The organism is Paucibacter sp. B2R-40 (assembly GCF_025717555.1).
In the GTDB taxonomy this organism is placed as follows: Bacteria; Pseudomonadota; Gammaproteobacteria; order Burkholderiales; family Burkholderiaceae_C; genus Paucibacter_A.
On record NZ_JAJIRP010000005.1, the window covers coordinates 310,932 to 336,292 of the forward strand.

The window sequence follows — 25,361 nt, forward strand, 5'->3', positions numbered from 1 at the left end:
AAGCGGCGGCACGCGAACTCAGCCGGCAAAAGCACGGCGCAAATCTGCGGCTTCCTGAGCGCGCCCGGTGCCGTCCAGCACCAAGGCCAAGTTGTGGGCCGCCAAATAGCTGCCCCGCCCGGCCACGGCACCACTCAGATCGGGCCGCTCTCCCAACTCCAAACAACGCCGCCAGGCATCTTCGATCATCGGCAGCAAATGCGGCGCTTGCTCAGGCGTATCGGCGGCAAAGTCCAGCAGCAGATCGCCAAGCGCAAAGAAGAAGTCCGGCGACGCGGCGCAAATACCCAGCTGCGTCTGCGCGAACTGTATGGCGGCTTCATGTGCTTTGAGCTGCTTGAGCGCGAACAGACGCCGAGTCACGAGGTCAAACCACCAGCCCTGTTCGGGGTGAGGAAGTGCTGCCGCCTTCTCGAAGTACTGCTCGGCACGCGCATGTTCGTCATAGACAGCGCAGTCCTTGCCGAGTTGATACCAAAGATAGGCACGCTCAGGCTGGACCTGCAGCTCTTGCAGCAGCAGCCGCTGATTGCGGCCCCGCTTGGCCAGCAGACGATCAGGCAAATAGCCATCATGCCCAACGCTGATGTTCAAGGGCTGAATCGGCAGCGAATGATGCGGCTGCTCATGGACGCGCCCGGCATAGCGTATGTTGCCCGGCAAGACTCTCGACAGCCTCGACTGCGCGTGGCGCAATGCGCCATCCAGGAATTGATCCTGCAGAGCTATCGTGCCGACAAAGTTGGCCGGCGTTTGACGCAAAGCGGCCAAGGCTTCGCCGCCGGAGATCAACCATTCGTCGGCATCCAGCAGCACATGCCAATCGGCACCGGCAGCATCCAATGCCGCATTGCGTGCCGCCGCGAAGTCATCGCACCAGAGAAATTTTTCAAGCCGGGCGCCGCAGGCCACCGCCAGCGTCGGCGTCGCATCGACCGAGCCGGTGTCCAGCACCAGCATCTCGTCGACCCAGGGCCGCGCCGAGTTCAGCAGCCTTTCAATGCAGGCGGCTTCGTCGCGCGCGATCACCACCAGGCAAGTTCGCATCGCCAAAGCAGGGCTGGCCATCTCAGCCTCGCTTGCTCAGTGCATCTGGATCGAGCCCTGCGAGCGGCCCTTGCCGGCGCGGGCCGGCGGTTTGCACATGCCGCAGACGTAGTGACGGGCAATCTCGTGCGGATGGGTGACAAAGTGGCCACCGCATTCCGAGCATTTGGTCATCGTCAACATGCCGTTATCAATGAACTTCACCAGGCGCCATGCGCGCGTCACCGACAACATCGCCTCCAGGCCTTGCGCCTGTGTTTGCTCCTGATAGAGCTGATAAGCCTTGATGACGGCGTCGATCTCGTCCAGCTCCGACACTTTGTTCAGGTACTCATGCACGTTCAGGAACAGCGAGGCGTGGATATTGGGCTGCCAAGTCATGAACCAATCGGTCGAGAACGGCAGTTGACCCTTGGACGGGCTCTTGCCCGAGACTTCCTTGTACAAGCGCAGCAAGCGCTCGTACGACATATCGGTCTCCGACTCCAAGACCTGCAGGCGGGCGCCCAGATTGATCAAAGTAACGGCACGGTTGATCTGAACGGCTTCGGTGAGGATGCTTTTGGCGCGCATGGTGGAGGCTCGGTTGTCTGGTGAAATGGGGCGATTGAAATCAGGCGGCTTCTTGGTGGCGGCCGGCCATCAGGATGCTGGCATGCAAGCGTGAGACGCCGTCGTTGGCGGTGGTCTTGCTATGGCTGGTCAACAAGCCCCAGACCAGATCGTCATCCATACGGAAGCGGCACAACAAGGTGTTGCCGGACGCGATCTTCATCAGCTGCGCCGGGCTCAGCGTGGCGATCAGCGTCGCCGTGTCATCCGACACGCCCAGGCGATAGAGAGCCTGCTCGCGGTCGGCGCGAATCAGGTTCTGCGCCAACATCAGATAAGACAGATTGGCTTCACGAATTTCGGCGAGGATTTGGTCTGCGTTCATCTTGGGACTCCGGTTTATTTGGCTACACAACTCGTAACAACTTGATACGGATTGTGAAGACACAAACAGGGTCGCAACATCAGCCTAAATCCAGCCCTTGAGTCTGGCTTCTTCCCAGAGCCTTGTCAGGAAAACTCCTACAGCCTTGCCTGCCAGCGTTCAAGCCGCCCCAGCGCCAAGCCTGTCAGCGCGGGGGAGCCAAGTGGCATCAGCCCAAGAGTTTGTCCAGCCGCGCCAACTCGGTCTGCGCCACCGGATACAGATCCGGCGCCTCACTCATCAAGCTCAGCAAGGCCTCGCCTTGGAGAAGCTGGCGCAGCGTTTGCCTGGCCTGTAGCGCGTTGCCCTGGCCGCTTTGTGCAAAGGCCAGGGAATACAGACTTGCACCATGCTGCGCGGAAATGGCCAGGGCCTGGCGGGCATAGCTCTCGGCATGTTTAAGCTCACCCGCACTCAACAGCAAAGCCGCCATATCGCTGAGCAGGTCATGTGCCATGGGCTCTTGCTCCAGTGCATCCATCAGCACCATCAAGCCTTGTCCGACCCGCCCGTGGGCAGCCTCGGCATAGGCCGCATTGCGAGCTTGCGCCAGCAGCCAAGCCGCTTCTTCGCTGATTTCCCGAGCTTCCGGCTTGAGCGCCATGGCCTGCTGGGGGGCTTTCGTCATCGCTTGCCTGATTGCATGCATGTGATTCTCCGAGAGGTTAAGTCCAGTCATCGCCTGCGCCGTCTGGCTTGTCCATGCAACAGCTCCTTGAGAGCCGAAACACAAAAAGTAGGAAGAGCCGGGCAGTCCATTCAAGAAAAATTCGTTTGAACCAAGTCCATGCAGTCGCACGTTAGGGCCAAACAGCTTGCTGAATAAGAAGCGCGCCTGCGCGCACGTCTCGACGGCAATGGGAGGAACTTTAGGGCCGCCTGCCAGCTGCGTTCGGCAGAAAAGCGGCAGCTAGATGGCGTTTATCAAAACCTCTGTGGGAGTCAGCTGGCCGAAAACATCTCAAGGCTCGCAATACCGGATGCTCCTCCGGATTGCGCCCTGTTTCAGTAGCCCATTTACGCAAGATCCCAAGGACTCCGCAAAACCCGCCAAGCCAAACCGCTCCAGCGTCGACCTGCCCGTTCCCAAGCTATTGGCAGCTTTGCGCCCCATCCAATCCAGGACGGCGGCCGCAAATCCAAGAACAAGGCCAGATCCCCGGCGCTTATCAACCGATCAAGCCTCTTGACTTTAGTGCTCAAGTTCGCCTGTTGCTGGTCGATACCAAGATACCGGTTTTGAAACTGATGCGTGGCCCGGTAGGTCAGCCGCCAAGTCGAGTGCCTCTTCCAAGAGGCGCGACGCTGCATGGTCGGCCCAAGCCGGGCGAAGCGGGTCGAGGTCGCAAGACCAAAGGCCGGCATCTCGAAAATTCGCCTGAATATTTCGAATCACGTCGGCGCTTGGCCGGGAATCTTCGTAGCTGAAACAGGAGCACAACATGCCCGCAATCATCAATTCAAATGTCCCCTCGCTGAATGCGCAACGCAATGTTGCAACTTCACAGAACTCGCTGGCCATATCCATGCAGCGACTCTCGTCGGGTTTACGTGTCAACTCTGCAAAAGACGATGCCGCCGGCTTGTCGATCGCCGAACGCATGACCGCTCAAGTGCGCGGCATGAATGTGGCGGTTCGAAATGCCAATGACGGTATCTCTTTAGCGCAAACCGCTGAAGGCGCTTTGGGCAAGATCGGCGACTCGCTGCAGCGTATGCGTGAGCTGGGCGTGCAGGCTCGCAACGCGACCAACACCACCACTGACTTGGACTCGATCGGCAAGGAATTCGCCGAACTGGGTGCCGAAATTCAGCGGGTCGCATCCGGCACCACCTTCAACGGCAAAGCTGTCTTGGGTGGCGGCGCGGGCGCTCAACTGTTCCAAATTGGCGCCAACACCACGGCCAACGATGCGGTCACGGTCACAACCAAGAACATGGCCACCGACACCGACATCAAGGCCGTCACCGATGACAAGATCGACAATGCTTCTACAGCGGCGACATTGAAGACCACCATCGACCAGATCGACACAGCCATCAGCACGGTCAGCTCCGAACGCGCGTCACTCGGTGCCTCGCAAAACCGCTTTGATGCGGTGATTTCCAACTTGATGGTGTCGGTGGAAAACCAAACCGCATCGCGCAGCCGGATTCTGGATACCGACTATGCGACGGAGACGGCCAATCTGAGCCGAGCGCAGATCCTGCAGCAAGCAGGCACGGCAATGATTGCGCAAGCCAATCAGGCGCCGCAGCAAGTACTTTCTTTGCTTCGATGACCCCGGGCCAGCCTCGCTGGCCCCGAGTCCCAGCGCCGACGCCGGAGCGGATCGCCTCTCTCCCCCAGCACAAGCCCCCTGACACCGCCCCTTGACACCGCCCGGAATGCCGCCCTTGAGCAGCATTCCGGGCGGCGTTGTTTGAGCAAAGCCTTTGTGGGGCTCACGGCCTGTGCATGCCTCTGATGCGCTGCCATCGCGCTCACAGCCCACCCTGCACGGCATTCAAGGGTAAGCCTTCGGCCTCGGTAAGCTTTGCCCGCCTGGTGCGCCTCGCACCAGCTGAACAAGGCCCGGTCAACAAGGCCGACCGCCCCACCCCCGCGCCGCGCCAAAATCAGGGCCGGCACTGTCCATGCAATTGCGAGCTAGGCCAAGCAGCTTGGCCGATGCAATTGATCACCGTCGCCAACATCCCGGCCGCTTGAGACGACGCGTGAGGGTCGCTCACAGCCGCCATTCGCCGGATAAGCCCGCACTAGTTGGCGCTTATCAAAAGCTCTGCTTGAGCCCTGCTGCCGAAAACAAATCAGGGCACGCAAGACCGGAAGCTCCTCCGCTCTGAGCCCTGTTTCAGCACTCCAAGACCTCTAGATTCCAAGGACCCCGCCAGAACCGCAAAGCCAAAAAGCTCCAGCGCCGACCTGCCCCTTCTGCAGCATTGCGCACCCTCCAAACCAGGACGGTGACCGCGAATCCAAGAACAAGGCCAGAACCCCGGCGCTTATCAACAGATCAAGCCACTTGACAAAAGCGCTTAAGTTCGTCTTTGCGCGCGCCGATACCAATTCAACGGGTCTGGAAACAGATGCGTGGTCCGGTAGGTAAGCCGCCAAGTTGAGGACTTCATCTGATGGAGCGCAGCGCAACAACGGTTTCCAAGCGCCGGGCGAGGCGGGTCAAGGTCGCAAGACCGAAGACCCGAATCTCGGAAATTCACCCGAATGACCGAATCACGTCGGCGCCAAGCCGGGAATCTTCGTAGCTGAAACAGGAGCACATCATGCCCGCAATCATCAATTCAAATGTCCCCTCGCTGAATGCGCAACGCAACGTTGCAACTTCGCAAAACTCGCTGGCTGTATCCATGCAGCGCTTGTCCTCTGGACTGCGAGTCAACTCCGCAAAAGACGATGCCGCCGGCTTGTCGATCGCAGAACGCATGACCGCACAAGTGCGCGGCATGAATGTGGCGGTTCGGAATGCCAACGACGGCATCTCTTTGGCGCAAACCGCTGAAGGCGCTTTGGGCAAAATCGGCGACTCGCTGCAGCGCATGCGTGAGTTGGGTGTGCAGGCCCGTAACGCCACCAACACCACCACCGATTTGGACTCGATCGGCAAGGAATTCGCCGAGCTCGGCGCGGAAATCCAACGCGTTGCCTCCGGCACCACCTTCAACGGCAAAGCCATTCTGGGCGGCGGCTCTGGCGCTCAATTGTTTCAAATTGGCGCCAACACCACGGCCAATGACTCGGTCACGGTCACAACCAAGAACATGGCCACCGACACCGACATCAAGGCCGTGACCGACGACAAGATCGACAACGCTTCGGACGCAACCAGCCTGAAGACGACAATTGACCAGATCGACACGGCCATCAGCACGGTCAGCTCCGAGCGCGCTGCATTGGGCGCATCACAGAACCGCTTTGATGCGGTGATCTCCAACCTGATGGTGTCGGTTGAAAACCAGACTGCATCGCGCAGCCGGATTCTGGATACCGACTATGCAACGGAAACGGCCAATCTGAGTCGCTCGCAGATCCTGCAACAAGCCGGTACGGCGATGATTGCGCAAGCCAATCAGATGCCGCAGCAAGTCCTGTCATTGCTTCGATGACCCCGGGCCAGCCTCGCTGGCCCTGAGTACACCCGTCGGCGCAGGAACGGATAGCCTCACCCCTCCAGCACAAGCCCCTTAATGCCACCCATTCGGCAATTCATAATGCCTCAATCGAGCAGTACCACAGCCATGGGTGGCATTTTTTTGAAAGAAACTATTTAAGTCAATCCAAGGTGTCTCCGATAACAAATCAACGGGTCCGAGGAAGTGAATGGACTACGTGGTCCGGTCAACCGGCCCTGTGAAGCAACAAGCGATTGGGGCCCACAGGACAGGAGCGGACGGTGCAAAGCAGCAGAGTTTTTCTGCGTGTTTTGCTGGCAAAGCTGCTTCCTCATGCAGCCTAGTTATCGAACCGTGAGCCCGGTTTTCCGGCAAGTCATAGACACCGAAAGGATTGAAAATGCCCTCCATCATCAATACCAATATCGCTTCCCTGAACGCACAACGTAACGCGTCAGGCACACAGATTTCCCTGGCCACGTCGATGCAACGTTTGTCATCCGGCATGCGAGTCAATTCGTCCAAGGACGATGCGGCTGGCCTGGCGATCGCAGAACGCATGCAATCGCAAATCCGCGGCATGAATGTGGCGGTGCGCAATGCCAATGACGGCATCTCTTTGTCGCAAACCGCTGAAGGCGCATTGTCAAAGGTCGGCGACTCGCTGCAGCGCATGCGTGAACTGGGTGTGCAGGCCCGCAACGCCACCAACACCACCACTGACTTGGACTCCATTGGCAAGGAGTTCACCGAACTGGGTGCTGAAATTCAGCGCGTCTTGGCAGGCACCACCTTCAACGGCAAAGCCATCTTGGGAGCCAATGCAGGTGCCCAGTTGTTCCAGATTGGCGCCAACACCACCGCCAATGATTCCGTCACGGTCACGACCGTCAACATGACGGGAGACGCAGACATCACGGCGGTAACAAGCGACGTGATCGACAACACCAAGACGGCCACTGACTTGAAGACCACGATTGACAATATCGACGCGGCCATCAACACCGTCAGCTCCGAACGAGCCACCCTGGGTGCGGCTCAAAATCGCTTCGAGGCCGTCATCTCCAATTTGATGGTGTCGGTCGAGAACCAAAGTTCTGCGCGCAGCCGCATCATGGATGCAGACTATGCATCCGAGACCGCGAACCTGAGTCGCGCCAATATCCTGCAGCAAGCCGGTACGGCCATGATTTCACAGGCCAATCAAATGCCGCAACAAGTGTTGTCACTGCTGCGCGGCGGTTGATCCGCAAAACGCGCAGACTTGACCGAACAGCCCAAGTCCACAACTCCCCTCCCAGACCATGCGTCGGGCGGGGAGTTTTTTTATGGGCGATGTTTCACCCCTTTTTCGGAGCTTTGAAACAGCCAAGCACTTAGAAAATTCGCTCATCGGGTCTGGATTTTTTGCAGACCCGGCGTTCGGAACAAGCGGCGACCTTTTGAAGGCACTGCTTGAAATGGCCGGGCGGAGATGGCGACGGTAGAACCTTGGGTTCGCCGCCACCACAGGACGCCGGCTTGACCGGAAGTTAGCGAATTTAGTAGGAGTGCTCAAATGCCCCAGACCATTAACACCAATATTGCCTCGCTCAATGCGCAGCGCAATCTCAATATGTCGCAGGGTTCGCTGGCCGTGTCCATGCAGCGTCTGTCGTCGGGTATGCGTGTGAACTCCGCCAAGGATGACGCGGCCGGTTTGGCGATTGCTGAGCGGATGAACGCCCAGGTGCGAGGCATGAATGTCGCGATCCGAAACGCCAACGACGGCATTTCGCTGGCGCAAACGGCTGAAGGCGCGCTGTCCAAAGTCGGCGACACGCTGCAACGTATGCGTGAGCTCTCGGTGCAGTCGCGCAACGCTACCAACACCACCACCGACCTTGACTCGATCGGCGCTGAATTCAGCGAGTTGGCTCAAGAAATAACGCGTGTTCTGGCCGGCACGACTTTCAACGGCAAAAAGATTCTCGGCGTCGATGCGACCTTGCCACAAGAGTTCCAGGTCGGGCCCAACACCGGGGCAGAGGACACGATCGTCGTGGCCACCTCCGATCTCACGGCAGACGCGTCCATTCTCGCTGTGACGAGCTCCATCATCGGCAATGCATCGACCACGGCCGACCTCAAGATCGTCATCGACAACCTGGATGTCGCGCTCAACACCGTCAGCAGTCAGCGCGCCACCTTGGGTGCATCGCAGAATCGCTTTGAAGCGGTGATCTCCAACCTGCAGGTGTCGGTGGAAAACCAAAGCGCGGCGCGCAGCCGCATCATGGATGCCGACTATGCGTCGGAAACCTCCAACCTAAGCCGCACCCAGATTCTTCAGCAGGCCGGCAACGCGATGGTGGCGCAGGCCAACCAGCTACCCCAGCAGGTCTTGAGCCTGCTCAAAGGATAAAAGCAAGAAAAGCAGCCGACTTACAGGCTGCTTTTCGCTCAAGTTACGGATCCTATGGTCGATAGTGCTAAGGCATATCGGCCATTGGTGTTTTTGAGCGCCTGCGCCGTTGGCATTTTTTGGAGCATCATCATGCCCAGCATCACTTCTGCCGGCATCGGCAGCGGCCTCGACATTGAGTCTTTGATCAGCAAGCTGGTCGCAGTTGAACGAACCCCCATCAATCAACTGAAGACGCATACCGATGGTCTGAAGACACAGCTTTCCGCGTACGGCAAGATTCAAGGCTCGCTCGCCGCGATGCGGGATGCGGCAGCCAAGCTCACCAATCCGGATTCCTGGAGTGCCAGCTTGGGCAACTCTAGCGATGCAATGGCCGTCACCGTGACCCCAGGCCCTTCGGCACCGACCGGCAATGTGGCCGTGACGGTCAACCGCCTGGCCTCTGCTCAGTCCGTGTCGAGCAAGGTCATGGTGGCGAATCAGTCGGTGGGCCAAGGCAGCATGACAATCGAGTTGGGCAAATGGAGCGAGGCCGTTGACCCCGATTTGCCGACCTTCGACCCCAAAGCAGGCAGCAGCGCCATCAGCATCGATTTCAGCAGTGGCACGGACCAACTTGCACAGGCGCGCGACAAGATCAACGCGGCCAAAGCTGGCGTTGTAGCTTCCATCGTTACAGACAACAGCGGCCCGCGCCTGGTCATCAGGTCCAGTGAAACCGGTGCCAGCAATGGCTTTCGTATCAGCGTAGTTGACACCGATGGACAGAACGACAGCACAGGCCTATCAGCCTTGGCCTACGACCCCGGCACTGCCCAAGCACCGATGACGCGCAACCAATCGGCCGGCAACGCGGATGTCTTGCTCAATGGCCTCAGGGTCGACTCGGAGTCCAATACGCTGAAAGACTCCATCGACGGCATGACGATCAACTTGCTCAAGGCCAGCACGACCGAAATAAACCTGTCAATCGGCCCAGACAAGGACGCCATCAAAAAGACCATCAATGACTTCGCCACCGCCTACAACGCGGTCGCCACCTTGATGGCCGATCAGACCAAGTATGACACCGCCAACAAAAAGGGGGCAACGCTGCAGGGTGACTCCTCGATCGTTGGAATTCAGTTTGAAATGCGCGGACTGGCCGGTGGAACCAGCAATGTTGGCGGCAAATTCTCTCGGTTTTCCGAGATCGGTCTGGACCCCAGCACCGGCGGCGTTTTCAAAACTGACACCGGCAAACTCGACGCTGCGCTCGGCGATTTGGCCAGCCTTAAAACCCTCTTCATGGGTTCGGACAATAGCAACTCCAGCAATGTCGGTTTGGCCAAGCAGTTGCAGGCTTTGGCCGATCAAGCCCTTGGTTTCAACGGCCGCATCACCAACCGGCAGAGTGGTCTGCAAAAGTCAATCGACAACGATGGCAAGAGCGCCGAGCGACTTGAAACGAAAGTCAGCCTCACCGAAGCCCGCTTGCGAGCCCGCTATACCGCCCTGGACGTTCAGATGGGCAAGCTCAACGGTCTGTCGACCTATGTGACCCAGCAACTGAACAATATGGTCAAGTAAGCGAAAAGCCTGCCCTGCCGATAGTTGGGGTCGGGAGAGGCCAGACCGATGGCGAACTCAAATGAGTTCGCCATTTTTCATGGCGCAGGCCGGAAATTTGTCACGAGCCCAGCGCGGAAATGCGCCTACACACAGCTAAAGGGTTTACGGCAGGCTCAGATCGCTCAAGTTGGGCGCCTCAGGGTCGAAAACATAAACAACACGGCACATTCGGAAAGAATCATATGTACGGCAACGCCTCATCACCCTTTGCCTCGCGAACCCAGCGCGCTTCTATGTACCGCAAAGTGGGACTGGAGACCGATGTGCAAGGCGCCTCCCCTCACCGCTTGGTCGGCATGCTGTTTGACGGTGTCTTTGACGCCATGAGTCAAGCCCGAGCGGGCATAGAGAACGGCAATACCGAACTCAAGAATCGTTCCTTGAGCCGCGCGGTGCGGATCTTGGACGAGGGCCTGAAGGCAAGTTTGAATATGCAAGCCGGCCCCTTGGCCAACGACCTGAATGACCTCTATGCTTATCTGTGCATGCGGCTGACCAAGGCCAATCTACACGGTGATATCAGTGCCATCGAGGAATGCCAACGCATCCTCACACCCGTGCGTGATGCCTGGACGGCCATCGCTCAAGCCCCTGAAGTATTGCGCGCAGCATGAAGCCGCGCAGCAGTTCTGACCTATCCATCAGCCCATCCACCCATCAGTCTCCGGCGGACCTCGCTATGAACACCCATCTCCTGAGCTATTACGAAGCCATTGAACAAGCCAGCGCCGACATGCTGTGCGCCGCCCGCACCGGCAACTGGGACGAAGTCGTCAAACTTGAGGGTGCTTGCGTACTGCTGATCTCGCAACTCAAGCACGCCGCCTCTAGCGAGCAGTTGGCTCCCGATGAGAACAAGCTGAAGACGCGCATCATGCAGCGCATCTTGGTCAACGATGCCGAAATCCGCCACTTGGCCGAGCCTTGGCTGGATGACCTGGATCAGGTGCTGACTGGCAAAAGCAAAACCTTGCACTGAATCCTACCGGCCGGCCGCTGCACTCAGCGAACGGCCGGTGCCACGTCCAGCGTCAGCACGATCACCCTGCCCCAGCGTCTTGCCCCTATGCCCAGCAAAGCACAAGCAAACTCCGAGCCTGCACCGCGGTCGAATGAGCCCATTGAGCCCATTGAGCCGAGCGATTTTCGCGTGCGGGCAAGCAGTGAAGTTTTGAGTCTGCTGCGCACGCTGCAGACTCAAAACACCCGCGTCAGTTTGAGTTCGCCCAACGGCGCCAGCCTGAGTTGCAGCATCAGTACGATTGACCCCGACCGAGGCGCACTGAATTTCGACCTGGCAACAGCCCAGGATCAACTCCAAGCCTTGCTGAGCGCGGACGAAATCACCGCCGTCGCCTACTTGGAACAGATCCGCTTGCAGTTCGAGCTGCTCGACCCGGTGCTGATCAATGCCAGCTTGCGCTGCCAGATCCCCAGCCTGATGTACCGGTTCCAACGCCGGCAGACCTTTCGGGTTCAGTCCAATCTGAGCACACCGCAGGTGCGCATGGTCCACCCTTTGCGGCCGGAACTGGCTTTGAATCTGAGGATCTTGGACTTGAGCCTGGGCGGCGTGGCCCTGCTCTTGCCGGCTGAGGTCGAACCGTTTCCCTTGGGCTGTGAGTTGGCGTCGGCGCAGGTCATCTTGGCCCGCGACATACGGTTCAAGACCGGCTTACGTCTGCAAAATGCCCGCCCCATCGACGACAAAGGCAACCTCCAACTCGGCTGGACGTTCACCCAGCTCGACGCCGAAGCGACGCTGTTTCTGCAGCGCTACATCGATCAGACGCAAATCATGGGTCGCATATTGCGCAACAAGCAGGCCAAGTAGATCGTACCCAGCCAAGCCAAAGCTCCGGCCAAGGCTCAAACCTGCATATTCATGATTTCCGAATAGGCTGAAACCAGGCGGTTGCGCACTTGCAAGGTGGCCTGGAAGCCGATTTGCGCTTTTTGCATCGCCACCATCGTTTCTTCAAGGCTGACGTTGGGATTGTCGAGTTGCACCTCGCGCTGCAGCCGGGTCGCCTCATTCTGAGACGCACTGACACCCTTCATCGCCTGCGCCATCGCGTCGCCAAAGCTGGCGCCCTCCACTGCGCGGGTCTTGCCCAGCGGTTGACCATTGACTCCCAAACCGGCGCGCGCCGCTGCCTGGGCGAAATCAAACGGTTTGAGTTTCAGGTCCATCACTTCTCCATCACCGCAGCATGGGGCTGCGATGGGATGAATCCTAAGCTGCCGACTCGCTTGATGAAGACAGGAACTGCGACCCCTTCCTCGGCCTGTTCGCCGCTTTCTTGAGGGGCCAAAACAGAATAATTCAAGGCATCGGAAGACCTTTGAAGCTTTCCGTGACTTAGCTCACAGCCAACCTGGCCTCCTCTCCCATGGACAACGCAATCAGCCCCGCCATCACCACCCTGCCGGTCGCAGTCAATAGCGCCAACGCGGGTTTTGGCAGCCGTCTGGCCGCCATGCCCGTGCGCAGCAAATTCATGCTGGGCGGGGGCTTGGCCATCTTGGCCGGCACCGTCTTGGCCATCACCTTGTGGAGCAACCAAGGCGACTTCCGGCCGGTCTTCACCGGTTTGTCGGACAAGGACGGCGGCGCCGTCATCAATCAACTGACCACCTTGAACGTGCCTTATCGCCATGAAGCGGGCGGCACCATCTTGGTCCCTGCGGCTCAGGTCTACGACGTGCGCATGAAGCTGGCCTCGGCCGGCCTGCCCAAGGGCAGCACGGTCGGCTATGAGCTGATGGACAAAAGCTCGATCGGCCAAACCCAGTTCAACGAGCGGCTGAGCTTTCAGCGCGGCTTGGAGGGCGAGTTGACCCGCACCATTACCGCGCTGGCCGACGTCGCCGACGCCCGTATTCACCTCGCTATTCCGCAACAAAACGGTTTCTTCCGCGAGCAGCAAAAACCCAGCGCCTCGGTGATGCTGACGCTGCGCGGTGGCCGCTCGCTGGACCGCGCGCAAATCGCCGGCATCGTGCATCTGGTGTCCGCCAGCGTGCCTGAGCTGTCACCCAAGGCCGTCAGCGTGCTGGACCAAACCGGCGCCTTGCTGTCCAACACCAACAACGACGGCCTCGGCGGCAGCGGGCTGGACAGCCAACAGCTGCAGTACAAGCAGCAGATCGAGGCCAACTTCAACAAGCGCATTTACGAGCTGTTGGAACCGGTGGTGGGCCGCGAGAATTTGCGCGCCACAGTCACGGCCGATGTCGACTTCTCGCAAGTGGAAAGCACCGCCGAGGAATTCAAGCCCAACCAAGGCCAGAACGCCAGCGCCTCGGTGCGCAGCTCGCAAACCAACGAATCCAGCAACAGCACACCGGCCCCGGCCACCGGCGTGCCTGGTGCCGCGACCAACCAGCCGCCGGTGCCCGCGACCGCGCCCATCAATGGCCAAGCTGCACCGCTGCAAGCCGCAGGCGGCAACCCCAACAGCAGCAGCCGTCGCGAAGCTGTCACCAATTTCGAACTGGACAAAACCGTGCGCGTCACGCGCAACGCCACCGGTGCGGTGCGGCGCTTGAACGCGGCCGTCGTGATCAACCACCGCAGCAGCACCGATGCCAAGGGCAAAACTTCTTCGCAGCCGGTTTCACAAGAAGAATTGGACAAGCTGACCGGCTTGGTCAAGGAAACCATGGGCTTCAGCCAGGAGCGCGGCGACTCCTTGAAGATCATCAGCGCCCCCTTTATGGTGGACAAGCAAAACACCGTGGACCTGCCACTGTGGAAGCAGCCCTTCGTGCTGGACATGGTGCGTGCCGCTGCCCTGCCCTTGGCCTTGGTGGCGATCGCCATGATCGCCGTCTTCGGCATGGTGCGCCCAGCCATTCTTGCCGCGCGTCCGCTGCCACCCGTCGAGCCTGAGGCCAATTCGCAATTGAATGCCGTGGTCGATGACGAGAACGACTTGCCTGTGGTGCTCGGCCCTGGCGGTCTGCCCGCCCTCGCCGGCCCGCTGGTGAACGAGAAATTGGAGCGCGCGCGGCTCTTGGCACGCGAGAACCCGATCGCTGTCGCCAACATCATGCGCGGTTGGATCGCCGGCGAAGTCGCCTGATCCCGGCCACAACCCTGCTCATCTAGAGAACCGAAATCATGGACGACAAAGGTGTTGAAGACGCTGCCATCTTGCTGATGTCCCTGGGCGAAGAAGAGGCGTCCGAGGTATTCAAGCATCTGGCACCCAAGGAAGTACAAAAGCTCGGCGAAACCATCGCCAAGCTGAAGGTGGTCGGCCGCGACAAGGTCGAGCAGGTTTTGACACGCTTTGATGCGGTCGCGGAGACGCAAAGTACCCTGGTGTCGGACACCGACGAATATGTCCGCCAAGTGCTGCGCAAGGCACTCGGTGAAGACAAGGCTAACTTGTTGCTTGACCGCATCCTGCAAGGCAGCGACGTCTCCAGCATCGAAAGCCTGAAGTGGATGGACGCGGCCTCGGTGGCCGAGTTGCTGCGCAATGAACACCCGCAGATCATTGCTGCCATCCTGGCGCATCTGGACTATGACCAGACCAGCTCGGTGCTGCGCGTCTTCACCGAGCGTCAGCGCAACGAAGTGCTGGTGCGTATCGCCACGCTGGACGGCATCCAGCCCATGGCTTTGAAGGACCTCAACGAGGTCATGAGCCAGGTCTTGGCCGGCGGCGAGCGCATGCGCAAGAGCAGCTTGGGTGGCGTGAAAACTGCGGCCGAAATCATCAATATGCTGGGCTCCAGCGTCGAGGCCTCGGTGCTGGACTACATCCGCGAAGCCGACGCCGACCTGGCCCAGAAGATCATGGACAACATGTTCACCTTCGACGATCTGGACAAGATCGACGACAAGGGCATACAGGCCGTGCTGAAGGAAGTTCAGTCCGAATCTTTGGTGGTGGCCTTGAAAGGTGCCAGCGCCGAGTTGCGCGAAAAGATTCTGCGCAATATGTCCACCCGCGCCGCCGAAACGCTGCGCGAGGACCTCGAGTCACGCGGGCCGGTACGGCTGTCCGAGGTCGAGGGCGAGCAGAAGGAAATGCTCAAGATCGTGCGCCGTCTGGTCGACGAAGGCACGATTGTGATGGCCGGCGGCGGCGACGATCAGTTCGTCTGACTCTAGGTGCAAAACATCATGAGTCCACGTCCACCTCGTCAAGTGCCGCCTCCTACACGCGAGGAAGGTGCCCAGCGCACCAGCAGCTATAGCCGCTTCATCCCTCGTGAAGAGTTGCAGGGCTTTGCGGCTTGGAACCCGGACTCGCTGCAAGGGGCGTCGACCGCTCAGCGGCCGCCGATCAGCGCACCAGCGTCGGCAACTTCGGCCGCAGCCGCCGCGGCACAAGCAAAGCAAAGCGCTCCGGCTCCCGCGCCTGAGCCCGAGCCCAGCCTGCAAGAGCAACTCCACGCGGCGCGCCAAGCTGGCTATCAAGATGGCTACAGGGACGGCTTGTCGGCCTTGGATGCCTTCAAGCACAGCTTCGCGCAGCAAATGACCGCCCAGATCGGTACCCTGGTGCGTAGCTTTGACGCTGACTTCCGCGCGCTGGAAGGCGAGATGGCGCAAGCGCTGGCCCGCAGCGCCGTCGAGTTGGCTCGTCAAGTCGTGCGCAGCGAAATCAAACAGCGGCCCGAGCATATTGCCAAGGTCGCACATGACGCGGTCGAGGCCCTGCAGTTGTCAGCCCGCCATGTGAGGGTGCGCGTCAACCCGAGTGACTATCCCTTGGTGATTGAAGGTGCCGGCGAGGAAATGCGCGCACGTGAGGCCCAGGTGTTGCCTGACGCCGATGTGCCGCGCGGCGGCTGCAAGGTCGACTCCGACATCAGCAGCGTTGACGCCAGCTTGGCCACCCGCTGGCAGCAAGCCGTCGCCTCCATGGGCCAAGCCTCGCTGTGGGAAGACCGCCGCAGCAATGCGGCCGAGGCCAGCGCTGCCGCAAGCGCAACGGTCCAGGGCAAGGACGACCAATCATGATGGATATCGGTGCCTCAGCAATGGAGCAAGAAGCTCGTGCCGACACGCGCCAGGGGCGCTGGCAGCAATACCTTGAGGACTTGCAAGCCTTTGCCAGTACTGCCGTGCCGCTGGAGTCGCAGGGCAAGCTGGTGCGGGTGGCCGGCTTGGTGCTGGAGGCCACCGGCGTCAAAGTGCCGGTCGGCTCGGTCTGTGAGATTCACATGCCCAGCTCTAACTCCAATCCTCAGCGTGGCCTGCGCCCGGTCAATGCCGAGGTAGTCGGCTTCTCGGGTGACCGGGCCTACCTGATGCCGACCGATGAAATTCAAGGACTGTCAAGCGGCGCGATGGTGATCCCGCGCGCCCTGCCTTTGATGGCGCCGGTCTTGGGCAAGGCGATGCAGCGCTGGCGCCGCGACGAAGACCGCGGCCTGCACCTGCCCATGGGGGACGGCCTGCTGGGCCGCGTGGTCGACTCCCACGGCAACCCGCTCGACCGCCGTGGCCCGCTGCAAATGACGCATGCCGAGCCGATGGTGCGCCGCCCCATCAACGCGATGGACCGCGACCCGGTCCGCACGCCGCTGGACACCGGCGTGCGGGCCATCAACGCGATGCTGACGGTCGGCCGTGGTCAGCGCCTGGGCCTGTTCGCCGGCACCGGTGTCGGCAAATCTGTGCTCTTGGGCATGATGGCGCGCTACACCCAAGCCGATGTGATCGTGGTCGGGCTGATTGGTGAGCGCGGTCGCGAAGTCAAAGAATTCATCGAAGACATCCTCGGCGACGACGGCCTGCAGCGCTCTGTCGTCGTGGCTGCCCCGGCCGATGCACCGCCGCTGGTGCGCATGCAAGGTGCGCATTACGCGACCGCGATTGCCGAGAATTTCCGCGACCGCGGCCAGCATGTCTTGCTGCTGATGGACTCGCTGACTCGCTATGCGATGGCACAGCGCGAGATCGCGCTGGCGATCGGCGAACCCCCGGCCACCAAGGGCTATCCACCAAGCTGCTTTGCCAAACTGCCGCAATTGGTAGAGCGCAGCGGCAACGGCCTGCCCGGCGAAGGCTCCATCACAGCTTTTTATACCGTGCTGAGCGAAGGCGATGACCAGCAAGATCCGATCGCCGATGCGGCACGCGGCATCTTGGACGGCCACATCGTCTTGAGCCGTGAGTTGGCCGAAGCCGGCCATTACCCGGCGATTGATATCGAGCGCTCGATCAGCCGCGTGATGACCAATGTCGCCAAGCAGCCGCATATCGACGCGGCGCGGCGCTGCCGCCAACTGCTCGCCAAATACAACAAGGCGCGCGATCTGATTCAGTTGGGCGCTTACGCCCCGGGCCATGACGCCGAACTGGATTTGGCCGTGCGCCTGCATCCGGACATCAACCGCTTGCTGCAACAAGACATGCACAGCCCGGCTGTGCTGGAAGAAAGCCTCAAACAACTCTCAAGCGCCATCAAGGACGCTTGAAAGCTGCCGATACACCCAGAGTCAACGTCCCAAATCGCGTTGACTCACCAGATGCCGAGACGGAGTACGCTGTATGAACGCTAACAATTTACAGGTTCTGAGCATCCTGCTGGAACGCGCCGAGAGCGAGCGCGACGAAGGCCGCAAGCAAATGCAAGAGGCCCAGGCGCGCGCCGCTCAAGCCCGCGCTCAACACGGCGACTTGGCGCAATACCGCAATGACTATCAGCAGCGCTGGGGCCAGCAGTTCGCCGACCGCGGCACGATGGATATCGTGGTTTGCTACCAAACCTTCGGCGGCCGGCTTGATCAGGCCATCACGAGCCAAACGCAGGTAGCGGACTATGCGGACCAAAGGCTTGAGCATGCCCGGGCACGTTTGCAAGAGCTGGAAATGCGTGTGGCCTCGATCTCCAAGCTGATGGAGCGCCGCCGCCTGGAAATCATGCGCGCCGGCCAACGCCAAGAGCAAAAGGCCACCGATGAGCAAGCCGCCCGTGCCTCGCTCAGCGCCTTCAATCCCTTGATGCGCTTGTCGGCCTGAAGCGCGTTCGTCAACCCGCCCAGCCCAGTATCGCCATGAGTTCGACCTCCTCCAATTCACTCATCAGCGCCAACTTCACGCAGGCAGCTCGCGCTGAAGGCAGCTTGTCCGGCCTGACGCGCAACAACAAGTCGGGCGCCGACGCCAGCGAGCGCTTCGCCCAATTGATGAAGAGCTACGGCGGCGCTCAGGCCACGCCCCCGAAGCCCGAAACTAGCCTGCCGGCTGCAGCAGCTGAGTCAGCAGCAAAGCCCAATGTCCCGCCTCCGGTTCACCAGCCTGCCCAAGACAAATCAGAGCAACAGCGCCAGGAAGAAAAGCTGACCCAAAAGAAGATCACGCTGAACAGCGAAGCCAAGCCGCGACCGCCAGTACCAGGCCAGGCTCAAAAGGGCAAGGCCAATATGGCGGTCAGCGGCGCCGCCGAGAATCGGCAAACCGCGTCGACCGGACCAAGCTCGACCGCGGCTTCGTCAGAGAGCACCGAGCAGGCCCAGCCCAACAAGTCGAAAAGCTGCGACTTGAGCGGCAACTCGGTGGCTGCAGACGCAACTGCTGCGGCGGCGGCCCAGCAAGCGTCAATTGGTGCGGCCCTGATCGATACAGCGAGCTCAGACGCAGTTGGCGCTGCCGCAGGCCTAAGCCAGGCGAGTCAAGGTGCGGAAGAAAAGAGCATTCAAAGTCAAGCGCTGCTGGCCGCGACCGATTCCGACGCTATCAAGGATCAATCCGGGACTGCGCCAGGGGCAAAACCAATGGCCACAGGCCCCGCGCGCACGGCGCTTCACGCGCAACAGACCGCAGGCTCGGGGGCCCTGCAAGCCAAACAAGCCGGAGAGGGTCCAACAACCGAGATGGCTCCAGGCAGCTCCAGCAACTTCAGCCGCGAACTGCAGACTGCCCAGACTAACTTGGTCAACGGCCAAGCCGAGCCAAGATCAGAAGGCTTTTCGCTCAGCGGACTGGTGACTGCAGCCGGCATCGCAGCGCCCGCCACGTTTGAGGCCCGCAGCGAAAGACCGAATGAAGCTCAACTCTCCTTCAGCCAGCCATTGACCGATCCTGGCTTCGCACCGGAGATGGCGGCAAGGCTCAGCGTGCTGGCGGCGGACGGCGTGCAAGAGGCCAGGCTGCATTTGAATCCGGCTGAAATGGGGCCGGTTTCGGTACAGATCATTGTTGAGGGGCAGCAGGCTCAAGTGTCTTTTCACGCCGAGCACGAGCAGACCCGCGCCGTGTTGGAGCAAAGCCTGCCGGACTTGGCCGCTGCATTGCGAGACTCCGGCCTGACTTTGAGCGGCGGCGGCGTGTTTCAACAGCCCGGTGATCAAAATCGACAGCCACAGCCAGGCGCCGAAGCAGCAACTGAACGCAGCTCAGGCTTTGGCAATAACCTCAGCCTTGGCGCCAGCAGCCCAGCCGCTGCGGCGCAGATCAGACCAGCCCGCGGCGTGGTGGATTTGTACGCCTGATTTCAGCTTTGAATAGCCAAGCCCCTGCCCTGCTTTTCCCGGCTTGATCGGCGAGTGCTGAGTCAATAATGGAATCCAGATTGGCTCTTCAGGGTTGACGGCTGTGGCGCTGCGGCGTCGCGTCGACTCGGGCCGAAAAATACAGGAGTTCAAATGTCAGCACCAGCACCCGCTGCCGCAGCCGAAGCCCCAAAAGGCGGCGGCAAAAAGAAACTCATCATCATCATTGCAGCTGTCCTGGTCTTGGTCTTGGGCGGCGGCGGCGCGGCGCTGATGCTGATGAAGAAAAAGGCCCCGGTCGATGGCGAAGAAGACGGCGCTGAAACTGCGCACGAGGCCGCCCCGGCCCACGCGCCACCAAAGCCAGGCACGCCGCCGGTGTTCGTACCTCTCGACCCGTTCACCGTCAATCTGTCCGACAAAGATGTCGACCGTTTTGCTCAAATCGGCATCACGCTGGAAGTCATGGACGCGCATACCGCCGACCAGATCAAGGCCTATCTGCCTGCGATCCGCAGCAATGTGCTGATGGTGCTGTCGCACAAAACCTCGGGCGAATTGCTGACTCGCGAGGGCAAAGAAAAGCTCGCCCGCGAAGTGCTGCGTGAATCAGTTCGCCCCATGGGTATCGAACTCGACGATGAGGACGAAGAAGAGCCTCCCGCTGATGCACCCAAGAAAAAGAAGAAGAAGAAAAAGGCGCATGTGGAGAGCCCGGTCACCAAAGTCTTGTTCTCGACCTTTATCGTCCAGTGAGCCCGCTGCCCCGGCCGGTTAAGTCAGCATGAATCAGCAAATCCTCTCGCAAGACGAAGTCGACGCCCTGCTGCAAGGTATCACCGGCGAAAGCCAGAAGCTTGATGCCGAAGAAGAACAGGTCGGCGGCATACGCGACTACAACCTGGCCAGCCAGGAACGGATCGTGCGTGGGCGCATGCCCACGATGGAAATCATCAACGAGCGCTTCGCCCGCAATATCCGAGTCGGCTTGTTCAACTTCATCCGCAAAAGCCCAGAAGTCGCCATCGGTGGCATCAAGGTGCAGAAATACAGCGCCTTTTTGCGTGAAATCGTCGTCCCTACCAATTTCAATATCGTCTCGGTCAAGCCGCTGCGCGGCTCAGGGCTCATCGTCTGCGATCCAACGCTGGTGTTCGCCGTGATTGACTCCCTGTTTGGCGGCATCGGCAAATTCCATGCGCGTATCGAAGGGCGGGATTTTTCTGCCACCGAACAGCGCGTGATCTTGCGCTTGGTTGAGGTGATCACGGCTGAATATCACAAGGCCTGGAAGGGCATCTACCCGCTGGAGCTGGAGTTTCAGCGCTCGGAGATGCAGCCGCAATTCGCCAATATCGCCACGCCCAGCGAGATCGTCGTATCGACCTCGTTCACGCTGGAGATCGGCGAGACCAGCGGCACGGTCTATTTTTGCATTCCATATGCAACCCTGGAACCAATTCGCGATGTGCTGTATTCGACCACCGTCGGTGACTCAACCGAACCAGACCGGCGCTGGGTCAATTTGCTCAAACACCAGATTCAAGATGCCAAGGTCGAACTGGTGGCCGAACTCGGAACCGCACCGGCCACCGTCGAGCAACTGCTGGCCTTCAAACCGGGCGACTTCATCGAGTTGGATCTAGAAACCATGATCAAGGCCAAGATTGACGGCGTACCCGTCTATGACTGCCACTACGGCACATCCAATGGCAAGTACGCCATCAAAGTCGAACAAATGCTGACCAGCCCCGACCAGGGTTGGCTGGGAGCCCGCAATGTCACCTGATACCCCCTCCTCCGACGAACAAGACGCAATGGCGGCCGAATGGGCTGCTGCCTTGGCCGAAAGTCAACCAAGCTCGGTTGCCGAAGAAGTTCAAACCGTCTCAGAGCAGGTCGCCCCCGCCAGCTTCGCCAACTTCTCGCCCACGCCGAACAATATGCCGGGCGGCGACATCAATATGATTCTGGACATTCCCGTCCAGCTGACTGTCGAGTTAGGTCGCACACGCATTCCGATCAAGAACATCTTGCAACTGGCCCAGGGCTCGGTGGTGGAACTGGATGCTTTGGCGGGTGAACCGATGGATGTATTGGTCAACGGTTACCTGATCGCGCAGGGCGAAGTGGTGGTGGTGAATGACAAGTTTGGTATCCGACTCACCGACATCGTCACGCCTTCGGAGCGCATGCGCCGGCTCTCTAAGGGCTGACACCAAAACTCAGCGCAGCAAGACCTGACACCGGCTTCGGCTCGGGCGACAATCAAGCCATGAACACGCCCCTTTTGCCTATTCTCTGGTTCCTGGCCATCCTGTGCCTGATTCCGCTGGTTCTGTGGTTGCTCAAGCGAACGCCTCTGGGAGCTTCAAACGCAAGCGGCGTGATGCGGGTGGTGGCGCAATTGTCGATCGCCCCCAATCAGAGACTGCTGACGGTGGAGGTGGGCCAAGGAGAGGAAAAGCGTTGGCTTGTGCTCGGAGTGACGGGTCAGCAGATCAGCACCTTGCATGTGATGCCTCCGCAGCCCGAAGCGCAGCTTTCCAAGGACGGCCCGGCCTTTGCACAAATGTTGAGCGCTCGCATGAGCGGCAAAAGCATCGACACCGCCTCGGTGCAAAGCCAAACCGGGGATCACCGTGCGAGCTGAACCCAACACATCGGCCACTCTTGCCCATTCCTCGCCATTCAGGAACTTGCTCGCTCTGTTTTTTCGGCTCAAATCTTCGACCCGACTGGTGCTTGTCTTAGCGCTTGTTTCGGTGTTTTCTGCTGCCGCTGTAGCTCAAAATGCCCCACCCGCGAGCTTGCCTTTGCTGCTGGGGCAAGGCCCAGCAGGCAATAGTTTTTCCGTCCCGATTCAGACACTGCTGTTCTTCACGGCGCTGGGTTTTTTGCCCGCCGTGCTGCTGATGATGACGGGCTTCACACGCATCGTCATCGTGCTATCGCTGATGCGCCAAGCACTGGGCACACAGGCGGCGCCACCCAATCAAGTGATTGTGGGCTTGTCGCTCTTCCTGACCTTCTTTGTGATGAGTCCAACTTTGGACAAGGTCTATGCCGACGCCTGGATGCCTTATAGCAGTGGTCAGATCGCCTTCGAAGAAGCACTCAAACGCGCCGAGCCACCCATGCGCAGCTTCATGCTCAAGCAGACCCGGCAGGCCGATGTCGCCTTGTTCTCTCGCCTGGCCAAGTTGGATGCAAGCATCAAGCCGGAAGATGTGCCCTTCAAGGTCTTGGTGCCCTCCTTTGTGACCAGCGAATTGAAGAGCGCTTTTCAGATCGCTTTCCTGATCTTTATCCCATTTCTGGTCATTGACATGATCGTCAGCAGCGTGTTGATGAGCTTGGGCATGATGATGCTGTCGCCGGTGCTGGTAGCACTGCCCTTCAAGCTGATGTTGTTTGTGTTGGCCGATGGTTGGAACCTCTTGCTGGGTTCGCTGGCGGCAAGCTTTGTGACCTAAGGATTTATCGCATGGACGCACAACAAGTCTTCACCTTCGGCCAACAAGGCCTCTATATCCTGATGCTAGTAGCAGCTCCGACATTGATCACCGTGCTGGTGGTCGGCGTGTTGGTCAGTGTGTTTCAGGCCGCCACCCAGATCAATGAGGCCACCTTGAGTTTTGTACCCAAGGTGATCGCGGCAGTCCTCGTACTGTCCATCACCGGCCCATGGATGGTGAGCACCTTGGTCGACTACATTCGCCGCACCTTGATGGCCATCCCGCAAGTCGTCGGCTAGTGATGGTGCCCCCACGCTCGCTTCATTCACTGCCCCCCAAGGGGGCACTCGCCCACTTGGGGCGGACCGGCGCGGGCTCATGATTACAGTCACCGAAGCGCAGCTGCTGAGCTGGCTCAATCCGCTGCTGTGGCCGTTTATTCGCATGCTGGCCTTGTTCGCCGGCATGCCCGTCTTCAGCCAGCGAAATGTGCCCATGCGCGTGCGCGTGGGTCTGGCGCTATTCATTTCGATGGCCGCTCAAGCCAGCCTGCCGGCCATGCCCTTGGCTCCCCTGGATTCATTGCCCATGCTCTTGCTGTTGCTCGCACAACAGTTATTGATCGGGCTGTCGATGGGGTTCGCCGTGCGTCTGGTGTTCGCTTCTTTGGAGTTTGCAGGAGAGTTGATCGGCCTGCAAATGGGCTTGAATTTTGCCGGTTTTTTTGACCCTGCCACCGGCAGCCAAGGCACAGCAACGGCCAGGTTCTTTGGCAGCATGGTGGCTTTTCTTTTCATTGCCATCAATGGCCATTTGCTGCTGATCAATGCCTTGATTCAGAGCTTCCACGTCTTCCCCGTTGGCGATGAACCCTTCCATTTTCTACGTGTCGCCAAGCCTCAAAGCTGGGGGGCAGAGATATTCAAAATGGGCCTATGGATTGCCTTGCCGCTGATCACCATGCTGATGTTCGTCAACTTGGTCATGGGCGTGATCTCACGCGTGGCGTCGCAAATCAATGTGTTCTCGGTGGGCTTCCCGCTCACCATCAGTATCGGCTTGGTCGGCATGGTTGCGACGCTGCCGCTGATGCAAACTCCGTTCATGGTGGTGTTGGAGCGCATGCTGGCCGCCTTCACATAAAGCGCCGCCAAGTAAATTTGCCTTTGGTGCCCAGGACGGGACTTGAACCCGTACGACGATTAAGTCGGCGGATTTTAAGTCCGCTGCGTCTACCAATTCCACCACCCGGGCGGCACATCATCGCGAGAGCATTATCTATCGCTCGCAGCGCCAACTCATCAGCGCACAAACAAGAAAGGGAAGCCGATCGGCTTCCCTTCTATAAATTTGGAGCGGGAAAAGAGGCTCGAACTCTCGACCTCGACCTTGGCAAGGTCGCGCTCTACCAACTGAGCTATTCCCGCATCGCTTTGGCATTGAATATTCATTCAAACCAAGCTTGGCAAAGGTAACTGACATATTGGAGCGGGAAAAGAGGCTCGAACTCTCGACCTCGACCTTGGCAAGGTCGCGCTCTACCAACTGAGCTATTCCCGCATATGTCTTTCAATACCAACGATCTGCTTTCAATGGATTCTACAAACTTCTACAGCATCCAAGCAAACCATCAATATTTGCTTCAACGACCATAATCCCTGTTACCAAGAACCAGACGCATCCGCATACCTTTTCTTCGCCGCTTTAACCTTTGCAGGTTAAATCAACTGATCGCTTCTTAGCCGGTGCCACCCGGCGTTACGATCTGCCTTTCAGCGAAGAGCGCTATTCTATACTGAAATTATTCTCACATGCAAGATGTTTCGAATATTTTTCACTACATCAAAGAACGCATATTCAACAAACCAGCCCCAAACGATCTAATCGTGCCAGTGTTCACCGGCCAAATCAAACCAACTAAGCTGGAGGCGCGACCCAGAGTCGAACTGGGCTAACCGGATTTGCAATCCGGGGCATAACCGATTTGCTATCGCGCCGTATTCCGCCCGCCAACGCCCAAATCGCAGCATTGACGGAAAAGGGAAGCCCGGGGGCTTCCCTTTCAATTTGGAGCGGGAAAAGAGGCTCGAACTCTCGACCTCGACCTTGGCAAGGTCGCGCTCTACCAACTGAGCTATTCCCGCATATTTCGCTGCTCGGCTCGCAAGGTCCAAAACCGAAGTTTTGTGCATTGCGCAATACATGCCGTTTGCGCCGAAAGTCAAATTCTATACCAAATTTCGGATGCTTTGCAAGCCCTGCGCCCGCA

At 59.3% G+C, this 25,361-nt stretch carries 27 protein-coding genes and 5 tRNA genes; 21 read left to right on the forward strand and 11 right to left on the reverse strand.

The window, feature by feature from the left end; translation table 11 throughout:
- Nucleotides 1-18: 18 nt before the first annotated feature.
- The 5 genes from LNV09_RS12640 to LNV09_RS12660 form a co-directional block, all read right to left on the reverse strand.
- Nucleotides 19-1,068 (reverse strand): tetratricopeptide repeat-containing glycosyltransferase, encoded by a 1,050-nt coding sequence (locus LNV09_RS12640; protein WP_263557434.1) that lies wholly within the window; start codon nucleotides 1,066-1,068, stop codon nucleotides 19-21.
- A gap of 15 nt (nucleotides 1,069-1,083) precedes the next feature.
- Nucleotides 1,084-1,620: a flagellar transcriptional regulator FlhC gene (flhC, locus tag LNV09_RS12645; RefSeq protein ID WP_263557435.1), complete on the reverse strand. Its 537-nt coding sequence runs from the start codon at nucleotides 1,618-1,620 to the stop codon at nucleotides 1,084-1,086.
- Nucleotides 1,621-1,660: 40 nt separating this feature from the next.
- On the reverse strand, nucleotides 1,661-1,984 hold the full coding sequence (gene flhD, locus LNV09_RS12650; protein ID WP_263557436.1) for a flagellar transcriptional regulator FlhD: 324 nt from the start codon (nucleotides 1,982-1,984) through the stop codon (nucleotides 1,661-1,663).
- A 208-nt stretch (nucleotides 1,985-2,192) separates the two neighbouring features.
- Entirely contained in the window at nucleotides 2,193-2,651 is a 459-nt protein-coding gene (locus LNV09_RS12655; RefSeq protein WP_263557437.1) for a hypothetical protein, read from the reverse strand.
- Nucleotides 2,652-3,215: 564 nt separating this feature from the next.
- Nucleotides 3,216-3,551: a hypothetical protein gene (locus LNV09_RS12660; protein WP_263557552.1), complete on the reverse strand. Its 336-nt coding sequence runs from the start codon at nucleotides 3,549-3,551 to the stop codon at nucleotides 3,216-3,218.
- Here LNV09_RS12660 and LNV09_RS12665 point away from each other — a divergent pair.
- From LNV09_RS12665 to LNV09_RS12700, 8 genes are all read left to right on the forward strand, one after another.
- Nucleotides 3,466-4,305, forward strand: a complete 840-nt coding sequence (locus LNV09_RS12665) for a flagellin N-terminal helical domain-containing protein (protein WP_263557438.1) — start codon at nucleotides 3,466-3,468, stop codon at nucleotides 4,303-4,305. The genes LNV09_RS12660 and LNV09_RS12665 overlap by 86 nt on opposite strands.
- 1,003 nt (nucleotides 4,306-5,308) lie before the next feature.
- A complete protein-coding gene (locus LNV09_RS12670) occupies nucleotides 5,309-6,148 on the forward strand; it encodes a flagellin N-terminal helical domain-containing protein (RefSeq protein WP_263557439.1) in 840 nt (279 codons plus the stop codon).
- Nucleotides 6,149-6,554: 406 nt separating this feature from the next.
- On the forward strand, nucleotides 6,555-7,400 hold the full coding sequence (locus LNV09_RS12675; protein ID WP_263557440.1) for a flagellin N-terminal helical domain-containing protein: 846 nt from the start codon (nucleotides 6,555-6,557) through the stop codon (nucleotides 7,398-7,400).
- Between the two features lie 312 nt (nucleotides 7,401-7,712).
- On the forward strand, nucleotides 7,713-8,558 hold the full coding sequence (locus LNV09_RS12680) for a flagellin N-terminal helical domain-containing protein (RefSeq protein ID WP_263557441.1): 846 nt from the start codon (nucleotides 7,713-7,715) through the stop codon (nucleotides 8,556-8,558).
- A 132-nt stretch (nucleotides 8,559-8,690) separates the two neighbouring features.
- The gene (gene fliD, locus LNV09_RS12685; RefSeq protein WP_263557442.1) at nucleotides 8,691-10,130 is read left to right on the forward strand and encodes a flagellar filament capping protein FliD; all 1,440 of its coding nucleotides are present in this window, start codon (nucleotides 8,691-8,693) and stop codon (nucleotides 10,128-10,130) included.
- Between the two features lie 275 nt (nucleotides 10,131-10,405).
- On the forward strand, nucleotides 10,406-10,786 hold the full coding sequence (gene fliS, locus LNV09_RS12690) for a flagellar export chaperone FliS (RefSeq protein ID WP_263557443.1): 381 nt from the start codon (nucleotides 10,406-10,408) through the stop codon (nucleotides 10,784-10,786).
- A gap of 65 nt (nucleotides 10,787-10,851) precedes the next feature.
- Nucleotides 10,852-11,151, forward strand: coding sequence for a flagellar protein FliT (locus LNV09_RS12695; protein WP_263557444.1), 300 nt, complete (start codon nucleotides 10,852-10,854; stop codon nucleotides 11,149-11,151).
- Between the two features lie 171 nt (nucleotides 11,152-11,322).
- A complete protein-coding gene (locus LNV09_RS12700) occupies nucleotides 11,323-12,006 on the forward strand; it encodes a flagellar brake protein (protein WP_263557445.1) in 684 nt (227 codons plus the stop codon).
- A gap of 35 nt (nucleotides 12,007-12,041) precedes the next feature.
- Here LNV09_RS12700 and fliE read toward each other — a convergent pair whose 3' ends face one another.
- Nucleotides 12,042-12,365 (reverse strand): flagellar hook-basal body complex protein FliE, encoded by a 324-nt coding sequence (fliE, locus tag LNV09_RS12705; protein ID WP_263557446.1) that lies wholly within the window; start codon nucleotides 12,363-12,365, stop codon nucleotides 12,042-12,044.
- A 200-nt stretch (nucleotides 12,366-12,565) separates the two neighbouring features.
- Between fliE and fliF the strand changes: the two genes are divergently transcribed.
- The 13 genes from fliF to fliR all read left to right on the forward strand — a co-directional run bounded on the left by fliF (nucleotide 12,566) and on the right by fliR (nucleotide 24,235).
- Complete coding sequence (gene fliF / locus LNV09_RS12710) at nucleotides 12,566-14,260, forward strand: flagellar basal-body MS-ring/collar protein FliF (protein ID WP_263557447.1); 1,695 nt, start codon at nucleotides 12,566-12,568, stop codon at nucleotides 14,258-14,260.
- A 38-nt stretch (nucleotides 14,261-14,298) separates the two neighbouring features.
- Entirely contained in the window at nucleotides 14,299-15,294 is a 996-nt protein-coding gene (gene fliG, locus LNV09_RS12715; RefSeq protein WP_263557448.1) for a flagellar motor switch protein FliG, read from the forward strand.
- An 18-nt stretch (nucleotides 15,295-15,312) separates the two neighbouring features.
- Nucleotides 15,313-16,155, forward strand: a complete 843-nt coding sequence (locus tag LNV09_RS12720) for a FliH/SctL family protein (protein ID WP_263557449.1) — start codon at nucleotides 15,313-15,315, stop codon at nucleotides 16,153-16,155.
- Complete coding sequence (gene fliI, locus LNV09_RS12725; protein WP_263557549.1) at nucleotides 16,155-17,618, forward strand: flagellar protein export ATPase FliI; 1,464 nt, start codon at nucleotides 16,155-16,157, stop codon at nucleotides 17,616-17,618. Before LNV09_RS12720 ends, fliI begins: the two co-directional genes overlap by 1 nt.
- Before the next feature lie 73 nt (nucleotides 17,619-17,691).
- Complete coding sequence (gene fliJ, locus LNV09_RS12730; RefSeq protein ID WP_263557450.1) at nucleotides 17,692-18,162, forward strand: flagellar export protein FliJ; 471 nt, start codon at nucleotides 17,692-17,694, stop codon at nucleotides 18,160-18,162.
- Nucleotides 18,163-18,197: 35 nt separating this feature from the next.
- Nucleotides 18,198-19,634, forward strand: a complete 1,437-nt coding sequence (locus LNV09_RS12735) for a flagellar hook-length control protein FliK (RefSeq protein ID WP_263557451.1) — start codon at nucleotides 18,198-18,200, stop codon at nucleotides 19,632-19,634.
- Nucleotides 19,635-19,787: 153 nt separating this feature from the next.
- Nucleotides 19,788-20,390 (forward strand): flagellar basal body-associated FliL family protein, encoded by a 603-nt coding sequence (locus tag LNV09_RS12740; RefSeq protein WP_263557452.1) that lies wholly within the window; start codon nucleotides 19,788-19,790, stop codon nucleotides 20,388-20,390.
- A gap of 28 nt (nucleotides 20,391-20,418) precedes the next feature.
- Nucleotides 20,419-21,423 carry a flagellar motor switch protein FliM gene (fliM, locus tag LNV09_RS12745; RefSeq protein ID WP_263557453.1) on the forward strand — a complete coding sequence of 335 codons (1,005 nt, stop codon included), beginning with the start codon at nucleotides 20,419-20,421 and terminating at the stop codon, nucleotides 21,421-21,423.
- Nucleotides 21,413-21,850 (forward strand): flagellar motor switch protein FliN, encoded by a 438-nt coding sequence (gene fliN, locus LNV09_RS12750; protein WP_263533502.1) that lies wholly within the window; start codon nucleotides 21,413-21,415, stop codon nucleotides 21,848-21,850. Before fliM ends, fliN begins: the two co-directional genes overlap by 11 nt.
- A gap of 59 nt (nucleotides 21,851-21,909) precedes the next feature.
- On the forward strand, nucleotides 21,910-22,287 hold the full coding sequence (gene fliO, locus LNV09_RS12755; RefSeq protein WP_263557454.1) for a flagellar biosynthetic protein FliO: 378 nt from the start codon (nucleotides 21,910-21,912) through the stop codon (nucleotides 22,285-22,287).
- Between the two features lie 85 nt (nucleotides 22,288-22,372).
- The gene (fliP, locus tag LNV09_RS12760; protein ID WP_411969283.1) at nucleotides 22,373-23,110 is read left to right on the forward strand and encodes a flagellar type III secretion system pore protein FliP; all 738 of its coding nucleotides are present in this window, start codon (nucleotides 22,373-22,375) and stop codon (nucleotides 23,108-23,110) included.
- Nucleotides 23,111-23,121: 11 nt separating this feature from the next.
- A complete protein-coding gene (gene fliQ, locus LNV09_RS12765) occupies nucleotides 23,122-23,391 on the forward strand; it encodes a flagellar biosynthesis protein FliQ (RefSeq protein ID WP_263557456.1) in 270 nt (89 codons plus the stop codon).
- 79 nt (nucleotides 23,392-23,470) lie between these two features.
- Nucleotides 23,471-24,235, forward strand: coding sequence for a flagellar biosynthetic protein FliR (gene fliR, locus LNV09_RS12770; protein WP_263557457.1), 765 nt, complete (start codon nucleotides 23,471-23,473; stop codon nucleotides 24,233-24,235).
- A gap of 24 nt (nucleotides 24,236-24,259) precedes the next feature.
- Here fliR and LNV09_RS12775 read toward each other — a convergent pair.
- The 5 genes from LNV09_RS12775 to LNV09_RS12795 all read right to left on the reverse strand — a co-directional run bounded on the left by LNV09_RS12775 (nucleotide 24,260) and on the right by LNV09_RS12795 (nucleotide 25,236).
- Nucleotides 24,260-24,346 (reverse strand) — tRNA-Leu (locus LNV09_RS12775).
- Nucleotides 24,347-24,443: 97 nt separating this feature from the next.
- Nucleotides 24,444-24,519 (reverse strand) — tRNA-Gly (locus LNV09_RS12780).
- Between the two features lie 57 nt (nucleotides 24,520-24,576).
- Nucleotides 24,577-24,652: transfer RNA gene (locus LNV09_RS12785), tRNA-Gly, on the reverse strand.
- Nucleotides 24,653-25,015: 363 nt separating this feature from the next.
- A tRNA-Cys gene (locus LNV09_RS12790) sits at nucleotides 25,016-25,089 on the reverse strand.
- 71 nt (nucleotides 25,090-25,160) lie between these two features.
- Nucleotides 25,161-25,236 (reverse strand) — tRNA-Gly (locus LNV09_RS12795).
- Nucleotides 25,237-25,361 lie beyond the last annotated feature (125 nt).

Excerpts from the sequence above, each read along its gene's own strand:
- fliE (WP_263557446.1), bottom strand. The coding sequence starts at position 12,365 with ATGGACCTGAAACTCAAACCGTTTGATTTCGCCCAGGCAGCGGCGCGC.
- flhD (WP_263557436.1), bottom strand. The coding sequence starts at position 1,984 with ATGAACGCAGACCAAATCCTCGCCGAAATTCGTGAAGCCAATCTGTCT.
- LNV09_RS12660 (WP_263557552.1), bottom strand. The coding sequence starts at position 3,551 with ATGGATATGGCCAGCGAGTTCTGTGAAGTTGCAACATTGCGTTGCGCA.
- LNV09_RS12735 (WP_263557451.1), top strand. The coding sequence starts at position 18,198 with ATGAGTTCGACCTCCTCCAATTCACTCATCAGCGCCAACTTCACGCAG.
- fliO (WP_263557454.1), top strand. The coding sequence starts at position 21,910 with ATGAACACGCCCCTTTTGCCTATTCTCTGGTTCCTGGCCATCCTGTGC.
- LNV09_RS12640 (WP_263557434.1), bottom strand. The coding sequence starts at position 1,068 with ATGGCCAGCCCTGCTTTGGCGATGCGAACTTGCCTGGTGGTGATCGCG.
- fliG (WP_263557448.1), top strand. The coding sequence starts at position 14,299 with ATGGACGACAAAGGTGTTGAAGACGCTGCCATCTTGCTGATGTCCCTG.
- LNV09_RS12740 (WP_263557452.1), top strand. The coding sequence starts at position 19,788 with ATGTCAGCACCAGCACCCGCTGCCGCAGCCGAAGCCCCAAAAGGCGGC.
- flhC (WP_263557435.1), bottom strand. The coding sequence starts at position 1,620 with ATGCGCGCCAAAAGCATCCTCACCGAAGCCGTTCAGATCAACCGTGCC.
- fliR (WP_263557457.1), top strand. The coding sequence starts at position 23,471 with ATGATTACAGTCACCGAAGCGCAGCTGCTGAGCTGGCTCAATCCGCTG.
- fliQ (WP_263557456.1), top strand. The coding sequence starts at position 23,122 with ATGGACGCACAACAAGTCTTCACCTTCGGCCAACAAGGCCTCTATATC.
- LNV09_RS12665 (WP_263557438.1), top strand. The coding sequence starts at position 3,466 with ATGCCCGCAATCATCAATTCAAATGTCCCCTCGCTGAATGCGCAACGC.
- fliI (WP_263557549.1), top strand. The coding sequence starts at position 16,155 with ATGGATATCGGTGCCTCAGCAATGGAGCAAGAAGCTCGTGCCGACACG.
- LNV09_RS12675 (WP_263557440.1), top strand. The coding sequence starts at position 6,555 with ATGCCCTCCATCATCAATACCAATATCGCTTCCCTGAACGCACAACGT.
- fliJ (WP_263557450.1), top strand. The coding sequence starts at position 17,692 with ATGAACGCTAACAATTTACAGGTTCTGAGCATCCTGCTGGAACGCGCC.
- fliF (WP_263557447.1), top strand. The coding sequence starts at position 12,566 with ATGGACAACGCAATCAGCCCCGCCATCACCACCCTGCCGGTCGCAGTC.
- LNV09_RS12680 (WP_263557441.1), top strand. The coding sequence starts at position 7,713 with ATGCCCCAGACCATTAACACCAATATTGCCTCGCTCAATGCGCAGCGC.
- fliS (WP_263557443.1), top strand. The coding sequence starts at position 10,406 with ATGTACCGCAAAGTGGGACTGGAGACCGATGTGCAAGGCGCCTCCCCT.
- fliD (WP_263557442.1), top strand. The coding sequence starts at position 8,691 with ATGCCCAGCATCACTTCTGCCGGCATCGGCAGCGGCCTCGACATTGAG.
- LNV09_RS12655 (WP_263557437.1), bottom strand. The coding sequence starts at position 2,651 with ATGACGAAAGCCCCCCAGCAGGCCATGGCGCTCAAGCCGGAAGCTCGG.
- LNV09_RS12670 (WP_263557439.1), top strand. The coding sequence starts at position 5,309 with ATGCCCGCAATCATCAATTCAAATGTCCCCTCGCTGAATGCGCAACGC.
- LNV09_RS12720 (WP_263557449.1), top strand. The coding sequence starts at position 15,313 with ATGAGTCCACGTCCACCTCGTCAAGTGCCGCCTCCTACACGCGAGGAA.
- LNV09_RS12695 (WP_263557444.1), top strand. The coding sequence starts at position 10,852 with ATGAACACCCATCTCCTGAGCTATTACGAAGCCATTGAACAAGCCAGC.
- fliM (WP_263557453.1), top strand. The coding sequence starts at position 20,419 with ATGAATCAGCAAATCCTCTCGCAAGACGAAGTCGACGCCCTGCTGCAA.
- fliN (WP_263533502.1), top strand. The coding sequence starts at position 21,413 with ATGTCACCTGATACCCCCTCCTCCGACGAACAAGACGCAATGGCGGCC.